Here is a 22,212-nt window from a genome sequence, read left to right as displayed (position 1 = left end):
CGATCGGCGCGCCCGAGCGGCACCGAGAGCGGCTCAGCCGGCGGGGTCCAGCCCCAGCATGGCAGCCAGGCGCCTGGGCGGCACATAGCCGGGCACCAGGCGACCGTCGGGCAGGACGATCGCCGGCGTGCCCTGAACGCCGAGTTCCAGGCCCAGATGATACTGGTCAGCCACCGGATTGTCGCAGTCCGGCGGATTGGTGGGCGCCTTGCCGTGCATCGCGTCGGTCAGGGTTTCCTGACGGTTGTCGGCACACCAGACCTGGACCATCTGCCGGGCACCGGCCGAACCCAGGCCGCTGCGCGGAAAGGCCAGGTACTCCACCGCGATGCCCATGCGGTTGAGGGTCGGCACCGCCTCGTGGAGCTTGCGACAGTACGGGCAGGTCACGTCGGTGAACACCCGCAGGACCGCCTTGGGCTCGTCGGTGCCGCGGAAGATGACGCGCTGCGACTCGGGAATCGCGGCCAGGCGCTTGTCGCGCTCGGCGTTCTCGGCCTGACGGGTCAGGTTGACCAGCCCTTCGTCGCGATTGGCATAGAGTTCGCCGGCGACGAAGTACTCTCCCTCGGCATCGCTGTAGAGCGTTTCCCCGGTGGTCAGGCGCACCTCGTAGAGGCCCTTCAGGGGGGTCTCGCTGACCGTCTTGACCGGGACCGGCTTGCCGTTGACGGTGAAGGTGTCGGTCAGCGCCTCGGGGACCGCCGCCCGGGCCACGCCGGCCAGCATCAGGCCGCTCAGGAAAAGGCAGGACAGGATCCGTGTCATTCGCTGCATGATTCAACCTCGCGGATGGTGTGCCGCATGCAGGGCTTCCAGGCGGGCCTGGGCCACATGGGTGTAGATCTGGGTCGTCGACAAGTCACTATGCCCCAGTAATAGCTGGACGACACGCAGATTGGCACCATGATTCAGCAGATGCGTGGCGAAGGCATGGCGCAGCGTGTGCGGCGAGAGCGGCTTGTCGATGCCGGCCAGGCGCGCATAGTGCTTGATGCGATGCCAGAAGGTCTGGCGGGTCATGAAGTTGTCGCCGCGGCCGGGAAACAGCGGCGCCCGCCGCACGTCGCCCATCAGCGCGGGACGGCCCGTGCGCAGGTAGCGTTCCAGCCACGCCTGCGCCTCCTCGCCCAGCGGCACCAGCCGTTCCTTGTCGCCCTTGCCCAGCACGCGCACCACGCCCTGGCGGCTGTTGATGCTGTCGTGGCGCAGGCCGACCAGCTCCGAGACCCGCAGGCCGCAGGCATAGAGCACCTCGAGCATGGCCCGGTCGCGCAGCCCCAGCGGGGTGTCGGTGGCCGGCGCCTCGAGCAGACGCTCCACCTCGTCCTCGTCGAGGGTGTCGGGGAGCTTCGCCCGCACCCGCGGCAGGCGCACGTCGGCCAGCGGGTCGTGCTCGCACTCGCCCTGCTCGAGGGCCCAGCGGTAGAAGCGTCGCAGGCTGGACACCAGCCGGGCATTGCTGCGCAGTTGATAACCGGCTTCCCGGCGACCGTCCAGCCAGGCCGGCAGCGCCTCGCTCGCCGGCTGCAGCAGCGACCCGCCCGTCTCGTCCAGCTGCGCGAGCCAGGCCAGCAGGTCATGGCGATAGGCGCTCAGGGTATGCTCGCTGGCGCCCTGCTCCAGCCACAGCGCATCGAGAAACGCCTCGACGCGCCGTTCATCGCGGTCCCGCGTGTGGCTCATGGACGCGACTCGCCTCCTTCCGGATACGACAAACCCCGCCCCGCATGACGCGGCGACGGGGTCGCACGGCGCGGAGCACGGCTCGCGCCATGCTCCGGAACGAAGGCCGTATCAGGCCAGCTTTTCCTTGATGCGTGCCGACTTGCCGCTGCGCTCGCGGAGGTAGTAGAGCTTGGCCTGGCGCACGTCGCCGCGACGCTTGACGGCGATGGAGTCGACCAGCGGGCTGTAGGTCTGGAAGGTCCGCTCGACGCCGACACCGTGGGAGATCTTGCGCACGGTGAAGGCGGAGTTCAGACCCCGGTTGCGCTTGCCGATCACCACGCCCTCGAAGGCCTGCAGACGCTCGCGGTTGCCCTCGACGACCTTGACCTGCACGACCACGGTGTCGCCCGGACCGAACTCCGGAATGGCCTTTTCCATCTGCTCGGCTTCCAACGCCTGGATCACCTTGTTCTTGCTGCTCATGATGCAAACTCCTTGACTGATAGTGTGCCGGGCGGGCCCGCCGCGTTGCGCTGACGGCCCGGGGCCGTGGCGATACCCGCCCGACGTGTGATCCCGACGTTCGAAGACGCGGGAACGACTGTATGGGTGACGCGTGGCGCTCAGTCGTCGACGACCGATCGGTCACGCTCCTCCGCCATTGTGGCGTGCTCCTCGATGAACGCCTCGAGCAACGCGCGCTGCTCCGTGTTCAGCGTGCGCCCCTCCAGCAGCTCCGGCCGCCGCAGCCAGGTGCGGCCCAGCGCCTGCTGGAGACGCCAGCGACGAATCCGCTCGTGGTTGCCGCTGAGCAGGACCTCCGGCACCCGGCGCCCGTCGATCACCTCGGGGCGCGTGTAGTGCGGGCAGTCCAGCAGCCCATCGGTGAAGGAGTCCTCCTCGGCTGAGCCCTGGTGGCCCAGCACGCCGGGCACCAGCCGGGCCGCGGCGTCGATCAGCACCATGGCCGGCAGCTCGCCGCCGCTGAGCACATAGTCGCCGATCGAGATCTCCTCGTCGATGTCGCTTTCCACGACGCGCTCATCGATACCTTCGTAACGCCCGGCGACCAGTACCAACGGGCCGTCGGCCGCCAGCTCGCCCACGCCCCGCTGATCCAGAGGTCGCCCCTGCGGCGACAGGTAGACCACCTTCGGCGGGACGCCGAACTGCGCTTCGCCACGATCACGCGCCGCGTGAATCGCCTGGCGTAGCGTGTCGACCTTCATCAGCATGCCGGGGCCACCGCCATAGGGCCGGTCGTCCACCGTGCGGTGGCGGTCCGTGGCGTACTCCCGCGGATTCCAGAACTCGATGTCCAGAAGCCCCTGCTTGACCGCCCGCCCGGTCACGCCGTAGCCGGTCACGGCCTCGAACATCTCCGGAAACAGGGAAACGACACCAATCCACACGGCTTGCCCCATGGCCCAATCACGGCTGCCACGCCATGCGCGGCATGCTCCCGGGTTTCCCCGGTCTAGAATTCCGGATCCCAGTCGACCGTCAGACGGCCGGCCTCGAGATCCACCTCGAGGATCACCTCGTCGGGCAGAAACGGCAGCAGACGTTCCTCGGCATCGCGACTGTCCGCGTCACCGCGCACCACGAGCACATCGTTGGCGCCGGTCTCGAACAGGTAGTCGACGAAGCCCAGGTCGACGCCCTCGCGCGTCACGACCCGCAGGCCCTCGAGCTGGTGCCAGTAGTAATCCCCGGGTTCGAGCCTCGGCAGCTGCTGCTTGGCCAGACGAATCTCGGCCCCGGCCAGCTGCTCGGCCCGCTCGCGGGTATCCACCCCATCCAGACCGGCCACCAGGCCCTTGCCGTGGCGCCGCCCCCCGGCCACGCGGTAGACATGCTGCGTGCCGCGCTGCACGAGGATCCACTCCGGATAGTCGAGGATGCCCTCCATCGGGTCGGTGTACGAGTACACCTTGAGCCAGCCCTTGACACCATAGGGGCTGGTCAGCTTGCCCAGCACGACGTAATCGTCCGCCGCCGCCTCGGGCGCTGCGTCCATCGGCATGCCGGGGGTCATCCTCAGGCCTGGGCCTGAGCCTGCTGCTTGCGGGCTTCCTTGACCAGCTCGGCGACGCGCTCGGTCACCTGGGCGCCCAGGCCTTCCCAGTGGCTGACGCGGTCCAGGTCAAGACGCAGGCGCTCTTCCTGGCCCCGGGCGACCGGGTTGAAGAAGCCGACGCGCTCAATGAAACGGCCATCGCGAGACTTGCGGGAATCGCTGACGGTCACGTGATAGAAGGGACGCTTCTTGGCGCCACCCCGTGCCAAACGAATGGTAACCATTGCGTTATGAGTCCTTCGGTTGAATTCAGACATTACGCCGCCGCACTCGCGGCGACGGCATCTCGTGCCACGCGCCTACGCGCAGCCTGCCACGAAGACGCAGCATTTTACGGAAATCGGCCCGGCTTGGGAACCTTTTTCCTTGACAACGCAGCCGGCGCGCCCCGTTCAGCGCTTCGGGAATCCGCCGCCGAAGCCGCCCGGACCACCCGGGCCGCCCATGCCGCCGGGGCCACCCATGCCGCCCATACCCGGCATGCCGCCCATGCCGCGCATCATCTTCTGCATGCCACCCTTCTTGCCGGCCTTCTTCATCATCTTCTGCATCTGCTTGTGCTGCTTGAGCAGACGGTTGAGGTCGGGCACCTGCAGGCCCGCCCCCGTGGCGATGCGCCGCTTGCGGGAGCCGTTGATGATCTCCGGCTTGTGGCGTTCCTTGGGCGTCATCGAGTTGATCAGCGCCTCGAGCTTGCCCAGCTCCTTCTCGACACCGGGGCCCTGGGCCATCTCGGCCATCTGCCCCATGCCCGGCAGCTTGCTCATCAGGCCGCCCATGCCGCCCATCTTCTTGAGCTGCTGGAGCTGGTCGCGGAAGTCCTCCAGGTCGAAGCCATCGCCCTTCTTGACCTTCTTGGCCAGCTTCTCGGCCTTGCCCTTGTCCACCGTGCGCTCGGCTTCCTCGATCAGCGACAGCATGTCGCCCATGCCGAGGATGCGCGAGGCCACGCGATCCGGGTGGAAGGGCTCGAGAGCATCGACCTTCTCGCCCATGCCCATGAACTTGATCGGCTTGCCGGTGATGTGGCGCACCGACAGCGCGGCCCCGCCGCGGGCATCACCGTCGGCCTTGGTGAGGATCACCCCGGTCAGCGGCAGGGCCTCGTGGAAGGCCTTCGCGGTATTGGCGGCATCCTGGCCGGTCATGGCATCGACGACGAACAGGGTCTCCTGCGGCGCGATGGCCTTATTCAGCGCCTGGATCTCGTCCATCATGTCGCTGTCGACGTGCAGGCGCCCCGCGGTATCGACGATCACCACGTCATGGAACTGGATACGGGCGTGCTTGAGCGCCGCCTCGGCAATGGCCACCGGCTGCTGGTCGCTGCGCGACGGGAAGAAGTCGACCTCGACCTCCCTGGCCAGCGTCTCGAGCTGGTCGATGGCCGCCGGGCGATAGACGTCGGCGGAGACCACCAGCACCTTCTTCTTTTCGCGCTCGCGCAGGTACTTGGCCAGCTTGGCCACCGAGGTGGTCTTGCCCGCCCCCTGCAGGCCGGCCATCAGGATCACCGACGGCTGCTGCTTGAGCTCGAGCGGGACGTTGCCCTCGCCCATGATCGCCTCGAGCTCCTGCTGGACGATCTTGACGAACTGCTGGCCCGGCGACAGGCTGCGCGAGACCTCCTGGCCGACCGCGCGCTCGCGCACGCGCTCGACGAAGGCCTTGACCACGGGCAGGGCGACGTCGGCCTCGAGCAGCGCCCGGCGGACCTCGCGCAGCGTATCCTTGATGTTGTCCTCGGTCAGGCGCGCCTGACCGGTGATCGACTTGAGCGTCTTCGACAGACGTTGCGAGAGACTTTCGAACATGTGACTCTCCGGCAGTGGGTGCACGAGGCCCCGGGGCGGGCCGTGATGGCCGGCCCGGCGGGTGCCGACGCGTTGGCCGACGATTATACGCGTTACGCCGCGCCGTCTCCATGCTTGCCCCGCGCCGCGATCAGGCTGGGCGGCGCCGGGCGATTCCGATATAGTGACCCGCGAATGATTCTCTCTCGTTGAGCCACTCCACGGGTCGATTAGGTCCTCATGCAGGTGCTTCCGTTCGCGTTTCTGGCCATCGCCTTCTATCTCGGCGCCGGTTCCTGGCAGAGCCTCGTGCTGCTGCGCCGCGTCCCCGCCCGTCCGGTCCTGGTCCGCGGCCTCGGCCTGCTGGCCGTGGCCTGTCATACCGTGGTGGTGGCCTCCGCCCTGCGCGAGCTGGGCGAGGTCAGCCTGGGCATCTCGGCCAGCGCCTCGCTGATCAGCTGGCTGGTGGCCATCCTGCTGGTGCTGACGAGCTTCATCAAGCCGGTGCTCAGCGCCGCCGCCGGGCTGTTTCCGCTCGCCGCGCTGACCATCGTGCTGGCCACCGAGCTGCCGGTGGGCAGCCACCCCGCCGGCCTGACGCCGGGCATCATGGTCCACGTGCTGACCTCGATCCTGGCCTTCGCGCTGTTCGCCATCGCCGCCGTGCAGGCCATGCTGCTGGCCCGCCAGAACCAGGCCCTGCGCCGCCATCATACCCGCGGCCTGGTGCAGTCGCTGCCGCCGCTGACCGCCATGGAGCGCCTGCTGTTCGAGCTGATCTGGGCCGGCATGATCCTGCTCACCGTCTCGCTGATCAGCGGCATGCTGTTCATCGACAACATGTTCGCCCAGCACCTGGTGCACAAGACCGTGCTGTCGCTGGCCGCCTGGGTGATCTTCGCCGCCCTGCTCGCCGGGCGCCATTTCTTCGGCTGGCGCGGCGCCCGGGCGGCCCGCTGGACGCTCGGCGGCTGCCTGCTGCTGCTGCTCGCCTACTTCGGCAGCAAGTTCGCCATCGAGGTGGTGTTCCACGACGTCTAGCCGCGTCGCGCCTTGACACCGCGCGCTCCCATTCCCTACAAACGAGCCTGGTACGCGACTGAGGATCCTCCGACCTTGAGCGACGACATCCCGTTGGGACTGCTGTTCGGCCTGCTTGCCCTGCTGATACTCCTGTCTGCCTACTTCTCGAGTTCCGAGACCGGCATGATGTCGATCAACCGCTACCGCCTGAGCCATCAGGCGAGAAGCGGCGAACGTCGCGCCCAGCGCGTGCTGCGCCTGCTCTCCCGCCCCGACCGGCTGATCGGCGTGATCCTGATCGGCAACAACTTCGTCAACAACCTGGCCGCCTCGATCGCCACCATCATCGCCATCCACTACTTCGGCGAGGTCTCCGGCCCGGCCATCTCCACCCTGGCGCTGACCATCGTGGTGCTGATCTTCGCCGAGGTCACGCCCAAGACCTACGCCGCCATCAAGCCCGAGCGCATCGCCTATCCGTCGTCGCTGGCACTGGAGCCGCTGCTCAAGCTGCTCTACCCGCTGGTGTGGCTGGTCAACGCCATCTCCAACGGCCTGCTGCGCCTGATGGGGGTGAAGAACATCGAGGGCGGCGCCGACAGCCTGTCCCGCGACGAGCTGCGCACCGTGGTCCACGAGGCCGGCACCATGATCCCGCGCCGCCACCAGTCGATGCTGCTGTCGATCCTCGATCTCGAGAACGTCACGGTCAACGACATCATGGTGCCGCGCCACGAGATCGCCGGCATCGACCTCGACGACGACCTCGACAGCATCCTCGCCCAGATTCGCGCCAGCCAGCACACCCGCGTGCCGGTCTACAAGGGCGACATCAACAACGTCATCGGCATCCTGCACCTGCGCAACGCCGCTCGCTTCCTCTCCAGACCCGAGGTCACCAAGGCCTCGATCGTGCAGGAAGCCCGCGAGCCCTACTTCATCCCCGAGTCGACCCCGCTGCACACCCAGCTGCTCAACTTCCAGCAGCAGAAGCGCCGCATCGGCATCGTGGTCGACGAGTACGGGGACGTGGAAGGTCTGGTGACGCTGGAGGACATCCTCGAGGAGATCGTCGGCGAGTTCACCACCGACGTGGCCGGCATGCATCAGGAGATCCACCTGCAGGACGACGGCAGCTACGTGATCGAGGGCACCGCGAACATCCGCGAGATCAACAAGACTCTGGGCTGGCAGCTGCCCACCGACGGCCCCAAGACCCTCAACGGCCTGATCATCGAACACCTCGAGTCCTTCCCCGACGCTCCGGCCTGCCTGCAGCTCGGCCAGACGCGCATGGAAATCCTGCAGGTCAAGGACAACCTGATCACCGCGGCGCGCTGCTGGCAGCCTGCGGTTCGCCGCCCGCGCAACGCCTGAGCGGGCTCAGTTCGCCAGAAGCGCGTCGGCCTCGCGCTTGAGCGCGCGCACCCGGGTCTCCAGCGTCTCGCGATCGGCCGCCTCGGGCGCCACCGGCTCGCCGAAGATCAGCGCCACCCGCGCCCGGAAGCGGCGCGGGCGGGTGGAAAAGGCGCGTCCGTGGCGATGCGAGGTCCACGAGCCCCACAGCCCGGCCAGCGCCGCCGGCACCACCGGCACGGCATCACGCGCCAGAATCATGTCCACGCCACGCCGGAAGCGATGAATCTCGCCGTCGGTGGTCAGGCGCCCTTCCGGGAATACCATCACCACCTCGCCGGCACGCAGCGCCCGGCTCACTTCCGCCATGGCCCGGCGCACGCCGCCCGGGTCACGGCGCTCGGAATCCACCGGGATCGCCCCGGCCAGACGGAAGAACCAGTTCAGCCAGGGGGACTCATAAATCGGCCGGTCCATCAAAAAGCGCAGCGGCCGCGGGCAGGCACCGCCGATGATCAGCGCATCCATGAAGCTGACGTGATTGCAGACCACCAGCGCCGGCCCTTCGGCGGGCACCCGGCTGCGGCCCCGGAAGCGCAGGCGATAGACCAGATGCATCAGGGTGAAGATCGCCAGGCGCAGTACCGCTCGCGGATTGATGATCATCACGCCCAGACAGATGGCCAGCGCCACGCCCGCCAGCGCGGCAAAGAAGACGGCCAGGGGCAGGTCGAGCAGCGTCAGCAGCACAATGCCGAACAGCGCGGCCAGGATCATGAACAAGGCATTGAGCAGGTTGTTGGCGGCGATCATTCGCGCTCGGTGGCCGTCGCTGCTGGCCACCTGTACCAGCGTGTAGAGCGGCACGATATACAGCCCCCCGCCCACGCCGACCAGAGTCAGGTCGAGACTCATGCGCCAGAATGCGGGCATGAGCAGCAGCTCGGACAGTACCGTCTCGCTCCCCGCCAGAGCGGGGCGAATCGCAAAATCGAAGCCGCCCAGCGCGATCAACAGCGCGCCCAGCGGCACCAGCCCCAGCTCGAGTCGCCCGGCGGAAAGCCGCGCACAGAGCAACGCCCCGCCGCCGACGCCCAGCGCGAAGGCACCCAGCAGCCAGCTCACCGCGGTTTCCTGGCCGTGTACCATGTCGCGCACCCAGGCGGGCAACTGGGTCAGGTAGCAGGCCCCCAGAAACCAGAACAGGCTGATTCCCAGCAACCCCCGGAAGACACGCCGGTGGCGCCAGCTGTCGCGCAGCACGGCGATGCTGCCCGCCAGCGGCTGCCAGCTGACGCGACCCGGGTCGCTGGACGGTGCCGCCGGCACCGCCAGGCTGGCCAGATACCCCATGACCGCCACGCCGATCAGTGCGGCAGCAATGGCTCCGCGTGCCAGCGCCCCCTCCAGCGACGCCAGCACGCCGGCCAGCAGCGTGCCCAGCAGGATCGACACGAAGGTGCCCAGATTGACCCAGGCATTGCCCTTGACCAGCTGGGTGCGCGGCAGATGCTGCGGCAGGATGGCGTACTTGACCGGTCCGAAGAGCGCCGACTGGGTGCCCATCAGAAACAGCAGCGCCAGCAGCAGCAGGAACTGCTCGAACCATACCGCCGCCGCCGCCAGGGTCATGGTCGCCAGTTCGAGGAGCTTGAGCCGACGCACCAGCACCTGCTTGTCGAGGCGGTCGGCCAGCGTCCCGCCCCAGGCGGAGAACAGCAGGAACGGCAGGATGAACAGCCCCGCCGCCAGATTGTTGAGCAGCCCCGTGTCCCAGCCGAAACGCGGCACGGCGACGAAGGTCAGCAGCAACAGCAGGACGTTCTTGAAAACATTGTCGTTGAAGGCCCCCAGTGCCTGGGTCCAGAAGAAGGGGGCAAACTCGCGACGCAGCAGCAGCGGACGACTCATGCCATTCCCGGTGACGCCCTGAGACCGGCCAGAATGGTGGAGAGCAGCTGGTCGAGCAGTTCGCTCACCTCGAGCGGCTGCCCCTGCCAGTAGCCCAGGCGCTCGTTCAGCCCCAACTGCACCAGGCCATGCACGCTGCCCCACAGCGTCCGCGCCATGCGGCGGGCGTCGAGGTCACCGAGCGCCGGCTGGTACTCCTTGAGGGTCGCCTCGACCCGAGTGAAGAGCCCCTCGATCATGCTGTGCTGACGCTGGTCGAGCTCGCCCTCCTGGGCCAACGGATAGTCGAAGAGCAGCTGCCAGCGGTAGGGCTCCTGCTGCGCAAACTGCCAGTAGGCCAGGGCCAGCGACTTCAGCCGCGGTTCGGGCGGCGCGTCGTGCAGCCCCTCGACGGCGCCGCCCAGATGCTCCAGGGTCTGGATGTTGACGTGCTGCAACAGATTGTTGAAGCTGCCATAGAGTTTCAGCAGGGTACTGGGCGCACAACCGATCTCGCGCGCCAGCGCACGCAGGGACAGCGTGTGCACGGGGTTTTCCCGCAGCCAGGCATCGCATGCCGCCATTACCTGGGCATGCAACGCCTCGGGCGCGTGCTGTCTGGGACGTGCCATGAAATCGCCTCGTCAATCGCCCGTCCATGGGGGACGGCGTGGTCGAACAGTGTTTTCACCCCAGCATATCGACACCGCGCGCAAACGCAAGCCCGCCGGGGCCCCTTGTGCTACACGGTTTCCCGTGGCGACTGATACCATGCCGCCTGCGACACGACCGGCAACGGTCGCGCCGCTTCGCTTGCCTATCGAGTTCGGGAGGCCCGATGGCCGGACGCCTGCACATTGCCGACCTGGCACTCAACACCCTGGTGCCGTCGCTGCAGCGTGACCAGCCGCTGCGCACCAGCCCCAACCGGGCCCCGCGCCATCCGTTGTCGGCGATCCGGCGGGAAAACGGCACGCCCCGTCTCGTCACCCTGTTCTGGGGGCTGACGCCGCCCTGGCTCAAGGTGCTCGACCATGCGCCGCACTGCGCCCGGGCCGAGTCGCTGGACGAACGCCCGATGTTCCGCGACGCCTTCGCCGCCCGACGTTGCGTGGTACCGGTCAGCGGCATCTACGCCTGGCGACCCCAGCCACGCATGAAGCAGCCCTACCTGATCACCCGCGCCGATCGCGGCCCGCTGTTGCTGGCCGCCCTGTGGTGTCGCTACCACACCACCCTGACCACCTGGACCGACTCCACGGCGCTGATCACGGTGGCCACCAGCCCGCTGCTGAGCCCGCTGACCGACCGCCTGCCGGCGCTCATCGCCGCCGAGGACCTCGCCACCTGGCTCGACCCGGACACTCCGCTGACCACGGCCCGGGGCCTGCTGAAACCGGCCCCCGTGGAACTGTTGGGCGCATTTCCGGTATCAAGACAGGTAAACGATCCTTCGAATCAGGACTGGGCCTGCGGACGCCCCACCGGCCGGATGCTCCGCTGGGACCCCGAACAGGAGAGATGATGCCTGCACTGCGATCCCCCCTCGGCGCCTGGGCGCTGGTCATCGTCACCGCGCTCGGCAGCCCTGCGGTGGCCACGGCGGCCGATGCACCGAGCACCGCGTCGCCCCTGCCGACCTCCGGCGGCGTTATCGTCAGCCCCAACGACAACCGCGACTATCGAAGCCTGACCCTCGACAACGGCCTCGAGGTCCTGCTGATCCATGATGCCGATGCCGACAAGGCGGCCGCAGCGATGAACGTGGCGGTGGGCAGCGACCAGAACCCGGATGCCGTGCCCGGGCTGGCCCACTTCCTCGAGCACATGCTGTTCCTGGGTACCGACAAGTACCCCGAGGCCGACAGCTACCAGCAATTCATCAGCCAGCACGGCGGCGACCACAACGCCTTCACCGCCGACCGCGACACCAACTACTTCTTCGATGTCGAGCCGCAGGCCCTCGAAGGCGCACTCGACCGCTTCAGCCAGTTCTTCGTCGCACCGCGCTTCAACGCCGAGTACGTCGACCGTGAGCGCCATGCCGTGCACTCCGAATATCAGGCGCGTCTGCGCGACGATGCCCGGCGGGTCAACGAGGCCATGGATCGGGCACTCAATCCCGATCATCCCGCCACGCGCTTCTCGGTGGGCAGCCTCGAGACGCTGAAGGACGGCAAGCAGCCGCTGCGCCAGTCGCTGATCGACTTCTACAAGGCCCATTACGGGGCGCACGTCATGGACCTGGTGGTCATCGGCCCGCAGCCGCTGGACCAACTGGGCACCTGGGTCCGCCAGGACTTCGCGGCGGTTCCCGACCGCGGCCTGTCGCGCCCGACGATCCCCGAGGCCCTGGTGACCCCGGACCAGCTGCCAGCCCGACTGCAGGTCCAGAGCCTCAAGCAGCATCGCCAGGTGCGCTTCGCCTTCCCGATCCCCGACCCGCAGCAGGATTATCGCCACAAGCCGGTGGACTACCTGGCCAACCTGCTCGGCCATGAAGGCGAGGGCAGCCTGCTGGCGGCCCTGCGCCATGCCGGCTGGGCCGACGGACTGTCCGCGGGCAGCGCCCGCGGCGACGGCGACGATGCCCTGTTCATGGTCAATGTGGATCTGACCCCCGAAGGCGCCCGCCACCTCGACCGCATCCAGGCCAGCCTGTTCGCGATGATCCAGCGTATCCGCGATAACGGCATCAACGCCTGGCGCTATCGCGAGCAGGCCGAGCTCGCCGAGCAGGACTTCCGCTTCCAGCAGCGGGGCGAGCCGATCCACACGGCCAGCAGCCTGGCCATGAACCTGGGCTACTATCCCTTGAAGGATGCCCAGTACGGACCCTATCGGATGGACGGCTTCGAGCCCGGCAAGCTGCGCGACCTGCTCGGCCGGCTGACGCCGCAGCACCTGCTGCGCGTCTACAGCGGCCCCGAGGTCGAGGGCGACAGGACCACCCGCTGGTTCGACGCCCCCTACCGCCTCGCGCGGGTCGACCACTGGCCCCAGGCCACGCCGCTCGACGGCCTGGCCCTGCCCGGCCACAATCCCTACATCGCCGACGATCTCGAGGTGCTGCCGCTCGAGGCCCAGCCGCCGAAGGCACTCGTCGACACCGCCGAGCACACCCTCTGGTACCGGCCTGACAGCCACTTCGGCACGCCGCGGGTGGAGTGGCGCTTCAGCCTGCAGACCCCGGACGCCGCCGACTCGCCGCGCGATGCGGTGCTCGCTCGCCTGCTCGCCGGCTGGCTGGGCGACAGCCTCAACGAGGCGCTGTATCCGGCACGCCTGGCCGGCCAGTCGTTTTCCGCCTATGCCCACGGCCGCGGCATCACCCTGGCCTTCTCGGGGTGGCGCGATCATCAGGACGTGCTGGTGAAACGGGTGCTCGAGCAGTTGAAGACGGCCGCCATCGGCGCGGACAGCATCGCGCGGGTCCGGTTGCAGCTGAAGCAGCAGTGGCAGAACGCCCCGGATTCGCCGCTCTATCAGCAGATGCAGCGCACCCTGGGCGACGCCCTGATGCGCCCGAGCTGGTCCCCCGAGACCCTGCTCGCGGCCCTCGACGACACCTCGCTGGACGCCCTTCGCGCCTATCGTCGCCAGTTCCTGGACCGGCTGCACCTGGAAAGCATGGCCGTGGGCAACCTGGATGCCGACCAGGCCCGGCAGGTCGACACGCTGGTCCGCCGCGCGCTCTCGCCGACGCTCGACAAGGCCGGCGTGCCCGAGCTGACACCGCTGGCCGTGCCCGCCACGCCGCCCGTGCTGCACCCGGCCTCGACGCGCAACGACACCGCCGTGCTGCGTTATCTTCAGGGGCCGGACCGCAGCCTCGCCAGTCAGGCCCGCCTGGCGGTGCTCGGCCAGCTGATCCAGGCGCCCTTCTACAGCCGACTGCGCACCCAGGAGCAGCTCGGCTACATCGTCAACGCCGGCTACCAGCCGCTGCTCGACGCCCCGGGGCTGGGCCTGCTGGTGCAGTCGCCGAGTACCGACGTGGCGACGATCCGCTCGCGCATGGACGCCTTCCTGGGCGACTTCGACCAGCGCATCGCCGGCCTCGACGAGGCGACCCTGGCGCCCTATCGCAAGGCGGTTCATGACCATCTGCTGGAGCGCCCCTCGTCGCTGTCCGAGCTGACCGGACGGCTGTGGCAGGAAACCGTCCACCCGACGCCCGACTTCCAGCGCCGCCGGCACCTCGCCGAGACGGTCACCGCGCTGACGCCGGAGGACGTTCGCGGCGCCTGGCAGGCCCTGCGCGACAGCACGCCGCTGAGCATTCGCTTCGCGCCCGGCGACACTGCCAGTAACGTCGGCGAACTGACCGACGGCTTCACGCCGTTGCCGGAAACTCGCTGAAAGCAGCCCGCCCGCCTCGTGGCGGGCGGGCTGGCGATTACCCGAAGGCCTGGGGCGGGACGATCGCCTCGACGTGCATCACCAGCTCCTCGAGAATCTGCCGCTCGCGATCACCGAGCGGCTGCTGGTTGAGCCGCTCGATCTCGCGGGCGAAGCCCTTGAGGGTCAGGATGCCGAGGCTGGCATCGTTCATGCGCGCCCAGCGGTAGGCCTCCCACTGCGCCTGTTCCTCGGCACTCAGGGTGTCCGGGTAGCTGCGCGCGCGCAGGCGAAAGAGCATCTCCTCGAGCCGCGGATCCTGAAAGGCGAAGACGGTGTCGCCCAGCGACTCCGGTGGCGTCTCGTGGACCCGCTGCATCTGCTGGCGGTCGGCCGGCGAGAAGAAGCCGCCCGAGTAGAGCATGAAATCCGGATCCCGAGGACCCTCGGGAGGCGGCTCGGCGAACACCTCGGCCGCCTTGCGCGCCGCCTCGGGCCGGCCGCTCAGCGCCTTCCAGTGGCGGCGGCAGGCGGCGATGTCCAGCCCCAGGCGCTCGACGATGTCGCCGTACTCGCCACGCCGCGGCCCGTCGACGTCCTTGAGGAAGGTCGCCGGCATGACCACCGGACTGCGGTTGATGTGGATGACCTTGAGCGGGATGCGCGACTCGCCCTCGCTGAGTTCGTCGGCACTGGCGAAGACCCGTTCACGGATCGCCGCGGCATCGAGTTCGAACAGCGGCGCGGGATCGACGGCGAGATCGTAGACGATCACGCCGTTGGGATTCGAGGGATGTTCGGCCAGCGGCATCACCAGCGCGCTGCAGGCTCGGCTGGCCGGATAGCGGCGCGAGATGTGCAGCATCGGCTTGCCCGCCGGCACGTTCAGCTGGCGGGCCACGACGCGCTTGTCGCGCAGCGTCAGCAGGTAGTCGAAGAGCCGGGCGTTGCAGCGCTTGAGCAGGCGAGCCAGGTCGATGGTGGCGCGCACGTCGGCCAGGGCATCGTGGGCACCGGCGTGGGCGATGCCGTTGGCGGCGGTGAGGTCCTCGAGCCGGAAGCTCGGCGAGCCGTCCTCGCGCCGGGGCCACGCGATCCCGTCGGGGCGCAGCGCATGGAAGGCACGCACCACGTCGATCAGGTCCCAGCGCGAATTGCCGTTCTGCCATTCGCGGGCATAGGGATCAAGCAGGTTGCGATAGAAGAGATGCCGCGACACCTCGTCGTCGAAGCGCAGGCTGTTGTAGCCCAGCGCACAGGTGCCGGGCTCGCTCATCAGCGCATTGACGCGCTCGGCGAAGGCCATCTCGGGCAGCCCGCGGCGCAGCGCGGCCTGGGGGGTGATGCCGGTGATCAGGCAGGCCTGCGGCGAGGGCAGGTAGTCGTCGGCCGGCCGACAATAGAGCGTCAGCGGCTCGCCGATCTCCCGGAAGTCGCCGTCGGTACGGATTGCCGCGAACTGGGACGGCCGGTCACGCCGGGGGTCGGCGCCGAACGTCTCGTAGTCGTGCCAGAGAAAGGTCTGCTGCGAATCGCCGCGACGGGCCATGCACGCTCTCCCAACGCCTCAGAGGAAAGCGCCCAGCCTAGCACAGCCCCGGCGACGACTCAGCCGCACCTCAGCGCGGCAGCGTGACGTTGAGCTCGAGCACCGAGCAGTCGTCCTCGCTGTCCAGGCTGATGTTGATGGCTTCCTGGTCGACGTTGACATAGCGGCGAATCACTTCCAGCAGCTCCTTCTCGAGCAGCGGCAAGTAATCCGGCTGATCACGCTGGCTGCGCTGGTGCGCCACGATGATCTGCAGCCGCTCCTTGGCCACCGACGCCGACTTCTTGCGTTCACGCTTGAGAAACTCGAGTAGCTTCACCGACGACCTCCTCCGAACATGCGCGAGAGCAGCCCCTTCTTCTGGTACTCGTGGAAGCGCAGCGGGACTTCTTCGCCCAGCAGCCGTGCCACGGTATCGACATAGGCCAGCCCCGCATCGCTCTTCTGGTCATGTGTCACCGGAATCCCCTGGTTGGAGGCCCGCAGCACCGCCTCCGACTCGGGAATCAGCCCGATCAGGTGGATGGCCAGGATCTCCTGGATATCCTCGAGGTTGAGCATGTCGCCACCGGTCACCCGCTCCGGATCGTAGCGGGTGATCAGCAGGTGCTCCTTGACCGGTTCGCGATTCTGCTCGGCACGGCGGGTCTTCGACCCCAGCAGGCCGAGGATGCGGTCGGAGTCGCGCACCGAGGAGACCTCCGGGTTGGTGACCACCACCGCCTCGTCGGCATAGTACATGGCCAGCTGGGCGCCGCGCTCGATGCCCGCCGGCGAATCGCAGACCACATAGTCGAAGTCCGAGGACAGGGTGTCGAGCACCTTCTCCACGCCCTCGGCGGTCAGCGCATCCTTGTCCCGGGTCTGGGAGGCCGGCAGGATGTGCAGGTTCTCGACCCGCTTGTCGCGGATCATCGCCTGGTTGAGCCCCGCCTCGCCCTGGATCACGTTGATCAGGTCGTAGACCACGCGCCGCTCGCAGCCCATGATCAGATCGAGGTTGCGCAGCCCCACGTCGAAGTCGATCACCACGGTCTTCTTTCCACGCAGCGCCAGTCCGGTCGCGATTGCCGCTGCACTGGTCGTCTTTCCGACCCCGCCCTTGCCGGAGGTCACTACAATGATCTTGGCCAAGGTAAGCTTCCTGTTGCTGAAATCGAAGATCGTCCGTTCACGCCCTGCTCATCAGTCCAGCGGCGTGATGCTCAATTGGTCGTTGTCGAGTGTCGCCTGCACGGCCCGCCCCAGCAGCCGAGGGTCGATATCCTCGAGACGCTTGTAGTTTCCTGCCAGCGACAGCAGTTCCGCCCGCAGCTCCCGGCAGAAGATGCCGGCGTCGCGGTCGCCGTGGATGCCGGCCAGCGCCCGCCCGCGCAACGCGCCGTAGACATGCACGTTGCCGCCGGCCAGCACCTCGGCCCCGGCATTGACCGCACCGACCACCACCAGGTCGCCCTCCGGGGCGCTGACCTGCTGCCCCGAACGCACCGTGCCGCGATGAATGCGGCTGCCGACCCCGCCCTGCACGATCGGCGCCTCGGCCTCCGGGGCCGCGCCATCCTCCGCGGGCGGCTCGCCGGCCCCGGGCAGCACGCTCTCGAGGGTACGCGGGCGCACCTCCTGGGGCGGAAACCAGCCCAGCCCCAGGGCCCAGGCCGACTGCTTGACGGGGTCGCCCCCGCCACGCACGGCCACCGGCAGCAGCTTGTGGGCGCGGCACACGGCACAGATCCGCTCCAGCGCCAGGTGCGGCTCCTCGAGCTTTTCGACACTCAGCATCACCGGCGTATGCTGAAAGAAGGCCGGCGCCTGATTGAGCTTGCCGACCAGCTGCTCGCGTATCTGTTCGGGGTCTGCACTGGTCAGCTCCATGACCGTCATGGGCAGCATTCCCCCCTTGAAGGCGAAGGCACTGCCGGCCCTGTCCATGTTGAGGCTCATTGCCGGTCTCCACAGTCGGATGGTGACATTTAAAGCTAAGCGAGGGGCTGCCGGGCTGCAACCGATCATACGCCCTGTGGATACGGCCTGTCAGTGTCTCCGGGTACCGACGCCCCCGACCTTTTCGGCCACGCCGAGCCATGCTTAGATAAACGACTGGAACGCCTTGCGCGCACGCCGCGTCGACCGGCGTCTTCCGCGCCTCTTTCAGGGATGTATCGCGACCTATGCCCGGATTCCTACGACGATTCTTCGCGCCCCGCTGGCAGCACCACGACCCCGCCGTGCGCCGCCAGGCCATCGAGCGCCTCGACCCCGACACCGACGACGACCGGCGGCGTCTCGAGCGACTTGCCGGCGACCCCGACGCGGCCGTGCGCCGCGCCGCGCTGGCGGCGCTCGACGAGCCGGCCGCTCTGCTGGCGCTGCGTGACACGCACGACAGTCCCGAGTTGCAGGAGCGCCTGCGCGAGCTGCTCAGCGGCCGCGAGGGCAGTACCCCACTGGGGCAACGCCTGACGCTGGTCGAGACGCTCGACGACCCCGACCTGCTCGAGACCCTGGCCCGGGAAGGGGACAATCAGGCACTGCGCCTGGCCGCCCTGGCCCGCCTCGACGACGAGGAGCGCCTGCTGCGCCAGGCCTGCGACAACGGCATCGCCGCGGTACGCCAGGCCGCCGCCGAGCGGATCACCAGCGAGACCGGGCTGACCCGCCTGGCCCGCCGCTCGCGGCGCGACAAGCAGGTGGCCCGGCTGGCCCGGGCCCGCCTCAACCGGCTGCGCGAGGACGAGGCCCAGGCCCGCGAGGCCCGCGAGCGCCGGGAACGCATCCTTGCCGCCCTCGAGGCCCACGCCCAGCATGCCTGGGAGCCCCTCTACCCGGGTCGCTATCGCCATCTCGAGCGCGAGTGGGAAGCGCTCGGCGATCTGCCCACCGCCAGCCAGGAGCAGCGCTACCAGGAGGCCTCGCAGCGCTGCCGCAAGGTGATCGCCGACCACGAGGCCCGGCATCATGCCCTGGCCGCCGCCGAGGAGCGGCGCGACGACGCCGACGAGACCCGGCGCTCGCTGATCGAGTCGCTGGAGGACACCCTGGCCAGCTTCACCCAGGGCGAATGCCTCACCGACCAGGACATGGCCAGCCTGCAGGCCCAGAAGCACCTGGTGGCCCACCAGTGGCAGACTCTCTCCGACCGTCACGCGCCGGAGGCCGCACTCAGCGAACGCTATGCCCGCGCGCTGGAGGAGTACGATCGCCTGCTGCAGGCCTGGGAACGGCTCGACCGCCAGGGGGCCGAGCTGGCGGCGGCACTGGAGGCCGAGGACGCCACCGCCCTGACCGGCATCCTGGACCGCATCGACTGGCCCGGCGACCTGCCGCCCACGCCGCAGCTCGCCCGCGCCCGGCAGGTACTCGCCACGCCGCCCGCGGAGCCGGCCGGGTCGCCGCAGCAGAGCGCCCGCTTCGCCCGCGATCTCGACGCCCTGGACGACCTGCTCGACCGCGGCGCCTTCAAGCGCGCCAGCCGCCTGCACCAGAGCCTGCGCCAGCGCCTCGCCCTGCTGCCCGAGGCGGAGCGGCGTCGCCACCAGCCCACCCTCAAGCGGCTCGGCGCCCAGCTTGCCGAACTGCGCGACTGGCGCGGCTTCGTCGCCGGCCCCAAGCGCGAGCAGCTGTGCGACGCCATCGAGGCGCTGGCCGAGGACACCACCCACAGCGATGCCGAACTGGATCGCCAGCACCGGCAGCTGGTCAAGGACTGGAAGAACCTCGGCGACGCCGCCGCCGACCGCGCGCTCTCCACGCGCTTTCGTGCCGCCTCGGATCGCATCCACGAGCGCCTGGGCCCCTGGAAGCAGCGCCGCGAGGCCGAGCGCCAACAGAACCTGTCCGCCCGCGAAGGCCTCTGCGAGCAGCTCGAGGCGCTGCTCGACAACCCCGACCCGCACGCCGACCCGGACGCCCTGCGCCAGATCCGCGACCGCGCGCGCGAGCAGTGGCAGCGCTTCGCCCCGGTGCCCCGCGACCAGGCCCGGGTGATCGGCCAGCGCTTCGGCCGCATCCGCCACGCCCTGCAGCAGTTGATCGACCACCGCGCCCAGGAGATCGCCACGGCCAAGCGCGAGCTGGTCGAGGCGGCCCGCCTGCTCCAGGAGGACACCGACACCCGGGCGGCCTCCCGTGCCGAGCAGGCCAAGGCGCTGCAGCGGCGCTGGCGCGAGCTCGGCCGGGCGCCCAAGGGCGAGGAGCAGACCCTGTGGCGGGCGTTTCGCGGCTACTGCGACGCCATCTTCGCGGCGCGCGAGAACGAGCGCGACGACCGTGCCCAGCGCAGCCGCCAGCGCCTCGAGGCCATGCAGGCCCTGATCGAGCGCCTGGATGCCTGGCAGCCCGCCTCCAGCGACGACGTGGCCACGCTGGAGGCGGCCATCGCCGAGGCCGAAAGCCTCGAGCCGCTGCCCCAGGGGCGGCGCAGCGACGGCATGCGCCGACGGTGGTCGGGCATCGTCCGCGCGCGCCGCGACCGCCTGGCACGCCTGGCGGTCAGCGAGACGATCGCTCGCTGGCAGGCACTGCGGCCGCTGCTCGAGGCCCATCTGGCCGCCGACGCCCGGCTGATCGACGGCCGCCCGCCCGAGGACGTCCCGGCGCCTCCGGCGCTGGGCGCCCCGCTGCAGTCGGCCCACGAGCGGCGCAACGCGGCCCGGCTGGACCCGCCGCCGGCCGCCGAGGTCGCGGAGCACCTGACCCGCCTGCGCGTGCACCTCGCCCTGCTGGCCGGCGCCGCGGTGAGTCGCGAGGACGAGCCCCTGCGGCTGGCCATCCAGGTACAGCGGCTCAACGACGGGCTGGGACGCGACCTGACCCGCGCCGAGGAACTGGAGGGGGTACTCGCCGCTATCCTCGCCACCGGCCCGGTCGCCCCCGATCCCTGGCGGCGCGAAGCCGCCGACATGGATCACCACCTGGCGGCCCTGGCCGAGCTGCCGCCGCCCTGAGCGAGCCCCGAAACGCCGCGAGCGAGGCCGGGGCCTCGCTCGCGGGTGCGGGTGATGAGTGACGGGGCGCCGGCCAGGGCTTACCCCATGAACTGCCCGCCATTGATGTCCAGGTTCGCCCCGGTGATGAAGCCGGACCCCTTGTCGGCCAGGAAGCACACCGCCCGTGCGATTTCGTCGGGCTCGCCGAAGCGCTTGACCGGAATCGACTCGCGGATCGACTCGCGGATCTTCTCCGGCACCTTCTGGATCATGTCGGTGGCGATGTAGCCGGGCGACACGGTGTTGACGGTGATGCCCTTGGCCGCCGTTTCCTGGGCCAGCGCCATGGTCAGGCCATGCATGCCGGCCTTGGCCGCCGAGTAGTTGGCCTGGCCGAACTGGCCCTTGCGCCCGTTGATCGAGGAAATGTTGATGATCCGCCCGTAGCCCGACTCGAGCATGTCCTCGATGACGCAGCGGCAGGTGTTGAAGACGCTGTTGAGGTTGCAGTCGATCACCTCGCGCCATTGCTCGGGGCTCATCTTCTTGAGCGTGGTGTCGCGGGTGATGCCCGCGCAGTTGACCAGCACGCTGACCGGCCCGTAGGTGTCACGGATCTCGCGGACCCCCGCCTCGCAGTCCTCGTAGTCGATCAGGTTGGTGCCCGACAGCGCGATGTTGTCGAAACCGGCCGCTCGCTGCTCCTCGAGCCAGTTCCGGGCCTTGTCGGGATTGTGATAGCCGGCCACGACCTGATACCCCTCCCTGGCCAGTTCACGACAGATGGCGGTACCGATGCCGCCGGTGCCACCGGTTACCCAGGCGACGGGTGCTGCTTGTGTCATGTGTTCTCCCCCTGAGTCATGACGTTCAACCACTAACAGTCTCCTCGACCGACGATGTCATCTTTGTGACCTCGCCCCGCCAGTATGGTCAATATTCGGCTCGCTGTGCGAATTCCCGACGGACTCTTGACGTGACTCAGTTTCTGCGTATACTGGGCTCCACAATTTGATGCGGGGTGGAGCAGCCTGGTAGCTCGTCGGGCTCATAACCCGAAGGTCGTCGGTTCAAATCCGGCCCCCGCTACCAAATTTCGAAGAAGCGGATCGGTCATTGACCGGTCCGCTTTTTTTCGTTGGCCCCTACCCGAGCGCCATGATCCCTGCCGCGCCTCGTGAGCCTGCCCCGGGGCCGAGAGGCGACACGGCAGACGCCCCCTGCACGCCTGCCGATCCTGCGCGGTACTCAGCCGAGCAGGCTCAGGCGCACCACCACCGCCAGGTGGCAGGCCACCACCACGGGCGAAAGCAGGCTGCGCAGCCCCTGATACCAGCCCGGCAACCGCACGAGACTGGCATCGGTGCGCTCGTAGAAGCGCAGCAGCCAGAAGCCGATCATCAGCACCAGCGTCGCCAGCCGGTACTCGATCATCAGCGCCGCCCAGCCGACCAGGCCGGGCATCAGGCTCACCCACAGCCGCGTGGCGAACGCCGGATTCGACTCGCGGTCGCGGCTCATGGCAACGCCCCAGTGGACGCCGCCCAGAAAGGTCAGGCACAGCGCGCTGTAGAAACAGGAAGG

At 68.9% G+C, this 22,212-nt stretch carries 20 protein-coding genes and 1 tRNA gene; 6 read left to right on the top strand and 15 right to left on the bottom strand.

The window, feature by feature from the left end; all coding sequences use genetic code 11:
• Positions 1-33 precede the first annotated feature (33 nt).
• The 7 genes from G7A98_RS04600 to ffh form a co-directional block, all read right to left on the bottom strand.
• Positions 34-777: a DsbC family protein gene (locus G7A98_RS04600; RefSeq protein WP_240464671.1), complete on the bottom strand. Its 744-nt coding sequence runs from the start codon at positions 775-777 to the stop codon at positions 34-36.
• Between the two features lie 3 nt (positions 778-780).
• Complete coding sequence (gene xerD / locus G7A98_RS04595; protein ID WP_163648298.1) at positions 781-1,686, bottom strand: site-specific tyrosine recombinase XerD; 906 nt, start codon at positions 1,684-1,686, stop codon at positions 781-783.
• Positions 1,687-1,797: 111 nt separating this feature from the next.
• Positions 1,798-2,154 (bottom strand): 50S ribosomal protein L19, encoded by a 357-nt coding sequence (rplS, locus tag G7A98_RS04590; protein ID WP_163648297.1) that lies wholly within the window; start codon positions 2,152-2,154, stop codon positions 1,798-1,800.
• Positions 2,155-2,294: 140 nt separating this feature from the next.
• Positions 2,295-3,083 (bottom strand): tRNA (guanosine(37)-N1)-methyltransferase TrmD, encoded by a 789-nt coding sequence (gene trmD / locus G7A98_RS04585; RefSeq protein ID WP_163648328.1) that lies wholly within the window; start codon positions 3,081-3,083, stop codon positions 2,295-2,297.
• A 65-nt stretch (positions 3,084-3,148) separates the two neighbouring features.
• Positions 3,149-3,697, bottom strand: a complete 549-nt coding sequence (gene rimM, locus G7A98_RS04580) for a ribosome maturation factor RimM (RefSeq protein WP_163648296.1) — start codon at positions 3,695-3,697, stop codon at positions 3,149-3,151.
• A gap of 14 nt (positions 3,698-3,711) precedes the next feature.
• Positions 3,712-3,975: a 30S ribosomal protein S16 gene (gene rpsP / locus G7A98_RS04575; RefSeq protein WP_163648295.1), complete on the bottom strand. Its 264-nt coding sequence runs from the start codon at positions 3,973-3,975 to the stop codon at positions 3,712-3,714.
• Between the two features lie 168 nt (positions 3,976-4,143).
• A complete protein-coding gene (ffh, locus tag G7A98_RS04570) occupies positions 4,144-5,565 on the bottom strand; it encodes a signal recognition particle protein (RefSeq protein WP_163648294.1) in 1,422 nt (473 codons plus the stop codon).
• 219 nt (positions 5,566-5,784) lie between these two features.
• Between ffh and ccsA the strand changes: the two genes are divergently transcribed.
• Positions 5,785-6,585: a cytochrome c biogenesis protein CcsA gene (gene ccsA, locus G7A98_RS04565; protein ID WP_163648293.1), complete on the top strand. Its 801-nt coding sequence runs from the start codon at positions 5,785-5,787 to the stop codon at positions 6,583-6,585.
• Positions 6,586-6,660: 75 nt separating this feature from the next.
• Positions 6,661-7,944 (top strand): HlyC/CorC family transporter, encoded by a 1,284-nt coding sequence (locus G7A98_RS04560; RefSeq protein ID WP_163648292.1) that lies wholly within the window; start codon positions 6,661-6,663, stop codon positions 7,942-7,944.
• Positions 7,945-7,950: 6 nt separating this feature from the next.
• Here G7A98_RS04560 and G7A98_RS04555 read toward each other — a convergent pair whose 3' ends face one another.
• Positions 7,951-9,834 carry an MFS transporter gene (locus tag G7A98_RS04555; protein WP_163648291.1) on the bottom strand — a complete coding sequence of 628 codons (1,884 nt, stop codon included), beginning with the start codon at positions 9,832-9,834 and terminating at the stop codon, positions 7,951-7,953.
• Positions 9,831-10,445: a TetR-like C-terminal domain-containing protein gene (locus tag G7A98_RS04550; RefSeq protein WP_163648290.1), complete on the bottom strand. Its 615-nt coding sequence runs from the start codon at positions 10,443-10,445 to the stop codon at positions 9,831-9,833. The genes G7A98_RS04555 and G7A98_RS04550 overlap by 4 nt, the downstream gene beginning before the upstream one ends.
• Positions 10,446-10,651: 206 nt before the next feature.
• On the opposite strand from G7A98_RS04550, the gene G7A98_RS04545 reads away from it, so the two are divergent.
• On the top strand, positions 10,652-11,338 hold the full coding sequence (locus G7A98_RS04545; RefSeq protein WP_163648289.1) for an SOS response-associated peptidase: 687 nt from the start codon (positions 10,652-10,654) through the stop codon (positions 11,336-11,338).
• Positions 11,338-14,175, top strand: a complete 2,838-nt coding sequence (locus G7A98_RS04540; RefSeq protein WP_163648288.1) for an insulinase family protein — start codon at positions 11,338-11,340, stop codon at positions 14,173-14,175. The genes G7A98_RS04545 and G7A98_RS04540 overlap by 1 nt, the downstream gene beginning before the upstream one ends.
• 37 nt (positions 14,176-14,212) lie before the next feature.
• Here G7A98_RS04540 and sbcB read toward each other — a convergent pair whose 3' ends face one another.
• The 4 genes from sbcB to minC all read right to left on the bottom strand — a co-directional run bounded on the left by sbcB (position 14,213) and on the right by minC (position 17,644).
• Entirely contained in the window at positions 14,213-15,703 is a 1,491-nt protein-coding gene (sbcB, locus tag G7A98_RS04535; protein ID WP_163648287.1) for an exodeoxyribonuclease I, read from the bottom strand.
• Between the two features lie 70 nt (positions 15,704-15,773).
• Positions 15,774-16,022 (bottom strand): cell division topological specificity factor MinE, encoded by a 249-nt coding sequence (gene minE, locus G7A98_RS04530; RefSeq protein ID WP_163648286.1) that lies wholly within the window; start codon positions 16,020-16,022, stop codon positions 15,774-15,776.
• Positions 16,019-16,837: a septum site-determining protein MinD gene (gene minD / locus G7A98_RS04525; RefSeq protein WP_163648285.1), complete on the bottom strand. Its 819-nt coding sequence runs from the start codon at positions 16,835-16,837 to the stop codon at positions 16,019-16,021. The genes minE and minD overlap by 4 nt, the downstream gene beginning before the upstream one ends.
• 51 nt (positions 16,838-16,888) lie before the next feature.
• Positions 16,889-17,644, bottom strand: a complete 756-nt coding sequence (minC, locus tag G7A98_RS04520) for a septum site-determining protein MinC (protein ID WP_163648284.1) — start codon at positions 17,642-17,644, stop codon at positions 16,889-16,891.
• Between the two features lie 227 nt (positions 17,645-17,871).
• Here minC and G7A98_RS04515 point away from each other — a divergent pair, with 227 nt between their 5' ends.
• Entirely contained in the window at positions 17,872-20,646 is a 2,775-nt protein-coding gene (locus tag G7A98_RS04515; protein ID WP_163648283.1) for a DUF349 domain-containing protein, read from the top strand.
• A gap of 80 nt (positions 20,647-20,726) precedes the next feature.
• On the opposite strand, the gene phbB is transcribed toward G7A98_RS04515, so the two are convergent.
• Positions 20,727-21,473 carry an acetoacetyl-CoA reductase gene (gene phbB, locus G7A98_RS04510; RefSeq protein WP_163648282.1) on the bottom strand — a complete coding sequence of 249 codons (747 nt, stop codon included), beginning with the start codon at positions 21,471-21,473 and terminating at the stop codon, positions 20,727-20,729.
• A gap of 170 nt (positions 21,474-21,643) precedes the next feature.
• On the opposite strand from phbB, the gene G7A98_RS04505 reads away from it, so the two are divergent.
• Positions 21,644-21,720 (top strand) — tRNA-Met (locus G7A98_RS04505).
• A gap of 156 nt (positions 21,721-21,876) precedes the next feature.
• On the opposite strand, the gene G7A98_RS16670 is transcribed toward G7A98_RS04505, so the two are convergent.
• A complete protein-coding gene (locus tag G7A98_RS16670) occupies positions 21,877-22,149 on the bottom strand; it encodes a DUF3429 domain-containing protein (protein ID WP_240464670.1) in 273 nt (90 codons plus the stop codon).
• Positions 22,150-22,212 lie beyond the last annotated feature (63 nt).

Origin of the sequence: Modicisalibacter sp. 'Wilcox' (assembly GCF_010993675.1) — a bacterium.
Taxonomy (GTDB): Bacteria; Pseudomonadota; Gammaproteobacteria; order Pseudomonadales; family Halomonadaceae; genus Modicisalibacter; species Modicisalibacter tunisiensis.
Note: the sequence above shows the minus strand (reverse complement) of the source record. Positions and strands in the feature narration are given on the sequence as shown.

What these genes read in the sequence shown, in the direction of transcription:
- G7A98_RS04600 (WP_240464671.1), bottom strand. Translation starts at nt 777, where the DNA reads ATGCAGCGAATGACACGGATCCTGTCCTGCCTTTTCCTGAGCGGCCTG.
- xerD (WP_163648298.1), bottom strand. Translation starts at nt 1,686, where the DNA reads ATGAGCCACACGCGGGACCGCGATGAACGGCGCGTCGAGGCGTTTCTC.
- rplS (WP_163648297.1), bottom strand. Translation starts at nt 2,154, where the DNA reads ATGAGCAGCAAGAACAAGGTGATCCAGGCGTTGGAAGCCGAGCAGATG.
- rimM (WP_163648296.1), bottom strand. Translation starts at nt 3,697, where the DNA reads ATGCCGATGGACGCAGCGCCCGAGGCGGCGGCGGACGATTACGTCGTG.
- rpsP (WP_163648295.1), bottom strand. Translation starts at nt 3,975, where the DNA reads ATGGTTACCATTCGTTTGGCACGGGGTGGCGCCAAGAAGCGTCCCTTC.
- ffh (WP_163648294.1), bottom strand. Translation starts at nt 5,565, where the DNA reads ATGTTCGAAAGTCTCTCGCAACGTCTGTCGAAGACGCTCAAGTCGATC.
- ccsA (WP_163648293.1), top strand. Translation starts at nt 5,785, where the DNA reads ATGCAGGTGCTTCCGTTCGCGTTTCTGGCCATCGCCTTCTATCTCGGC.
- G7A98_RS04555 (WP_163648291.1), bottom strand. Translation starts at nt 9,834, where the DNA reads ATGAGTCGTCCGCTGCTGCTGCGTCGCGAGTTTGCCCCCTTCTTCTGG.
- G7A98_RS04550 (WP_163648290.1), bottom strand. Translation starts at nt 10,445, where the DNA reads ATGGCACGTCCCAGACAGCACGCGCCCGAGGCGTTGCATGCCCAGGTA.
- G7A98_RS04545 (WP_163648289.1), top strand. Translation starts at nt 10,652, where the DNA reads ATGGCCGGACGCCTGCACATTGCCGACCTGGCACTCAACACCCTGGTG.
- G7A98_RS04540 (WP_163648288.1), top strand. Translation starts at nt 11,338, where the DNA reads ATGCCTGCACTGCGATCCCCCCTCGGCGCCTGGGCGCTGGTCATCGTC.
- sbcB (WP_163648287.1), bottom strand. Translation starts at nt 15,703, where the DNA reads ATGGCCCGTCGCGGCGATTCGCAGCAGACCTTTCTCTGGCACGACTAC.
- minC (WP_163648284.1), bottom strand. Translation starts at nt 17,644, where the DNA reads ATGAGCCTCAACATGGACAGGGCCGGCAGTGCCTTCGCCTTCAAGGGG.
- G7A98_RS04515 (WP_163648283.1), top strand. Translation starts at nt 17,872, where the DNA reads ATGCCCGGATTCCTACGACGATTCTTCGCGCCCCGCTGGCAGCACCAC.
- phbB (WP_163648282.1), bottom strand. Translation starts at nt 21,473, where the DNA reads ATGACACAAGCAGCACCCGTCGCCTGGGTAACCGGTGGCACCGGCGGC.
- G7A98_RS16670 (WP_240464670.1), bottom strand. Translation starts at nt 22,149, where the DNA reads ATGAGCCGCGACCGCGAGTCGAATCCGGCGTTCGCCACGCGGCTGTGG.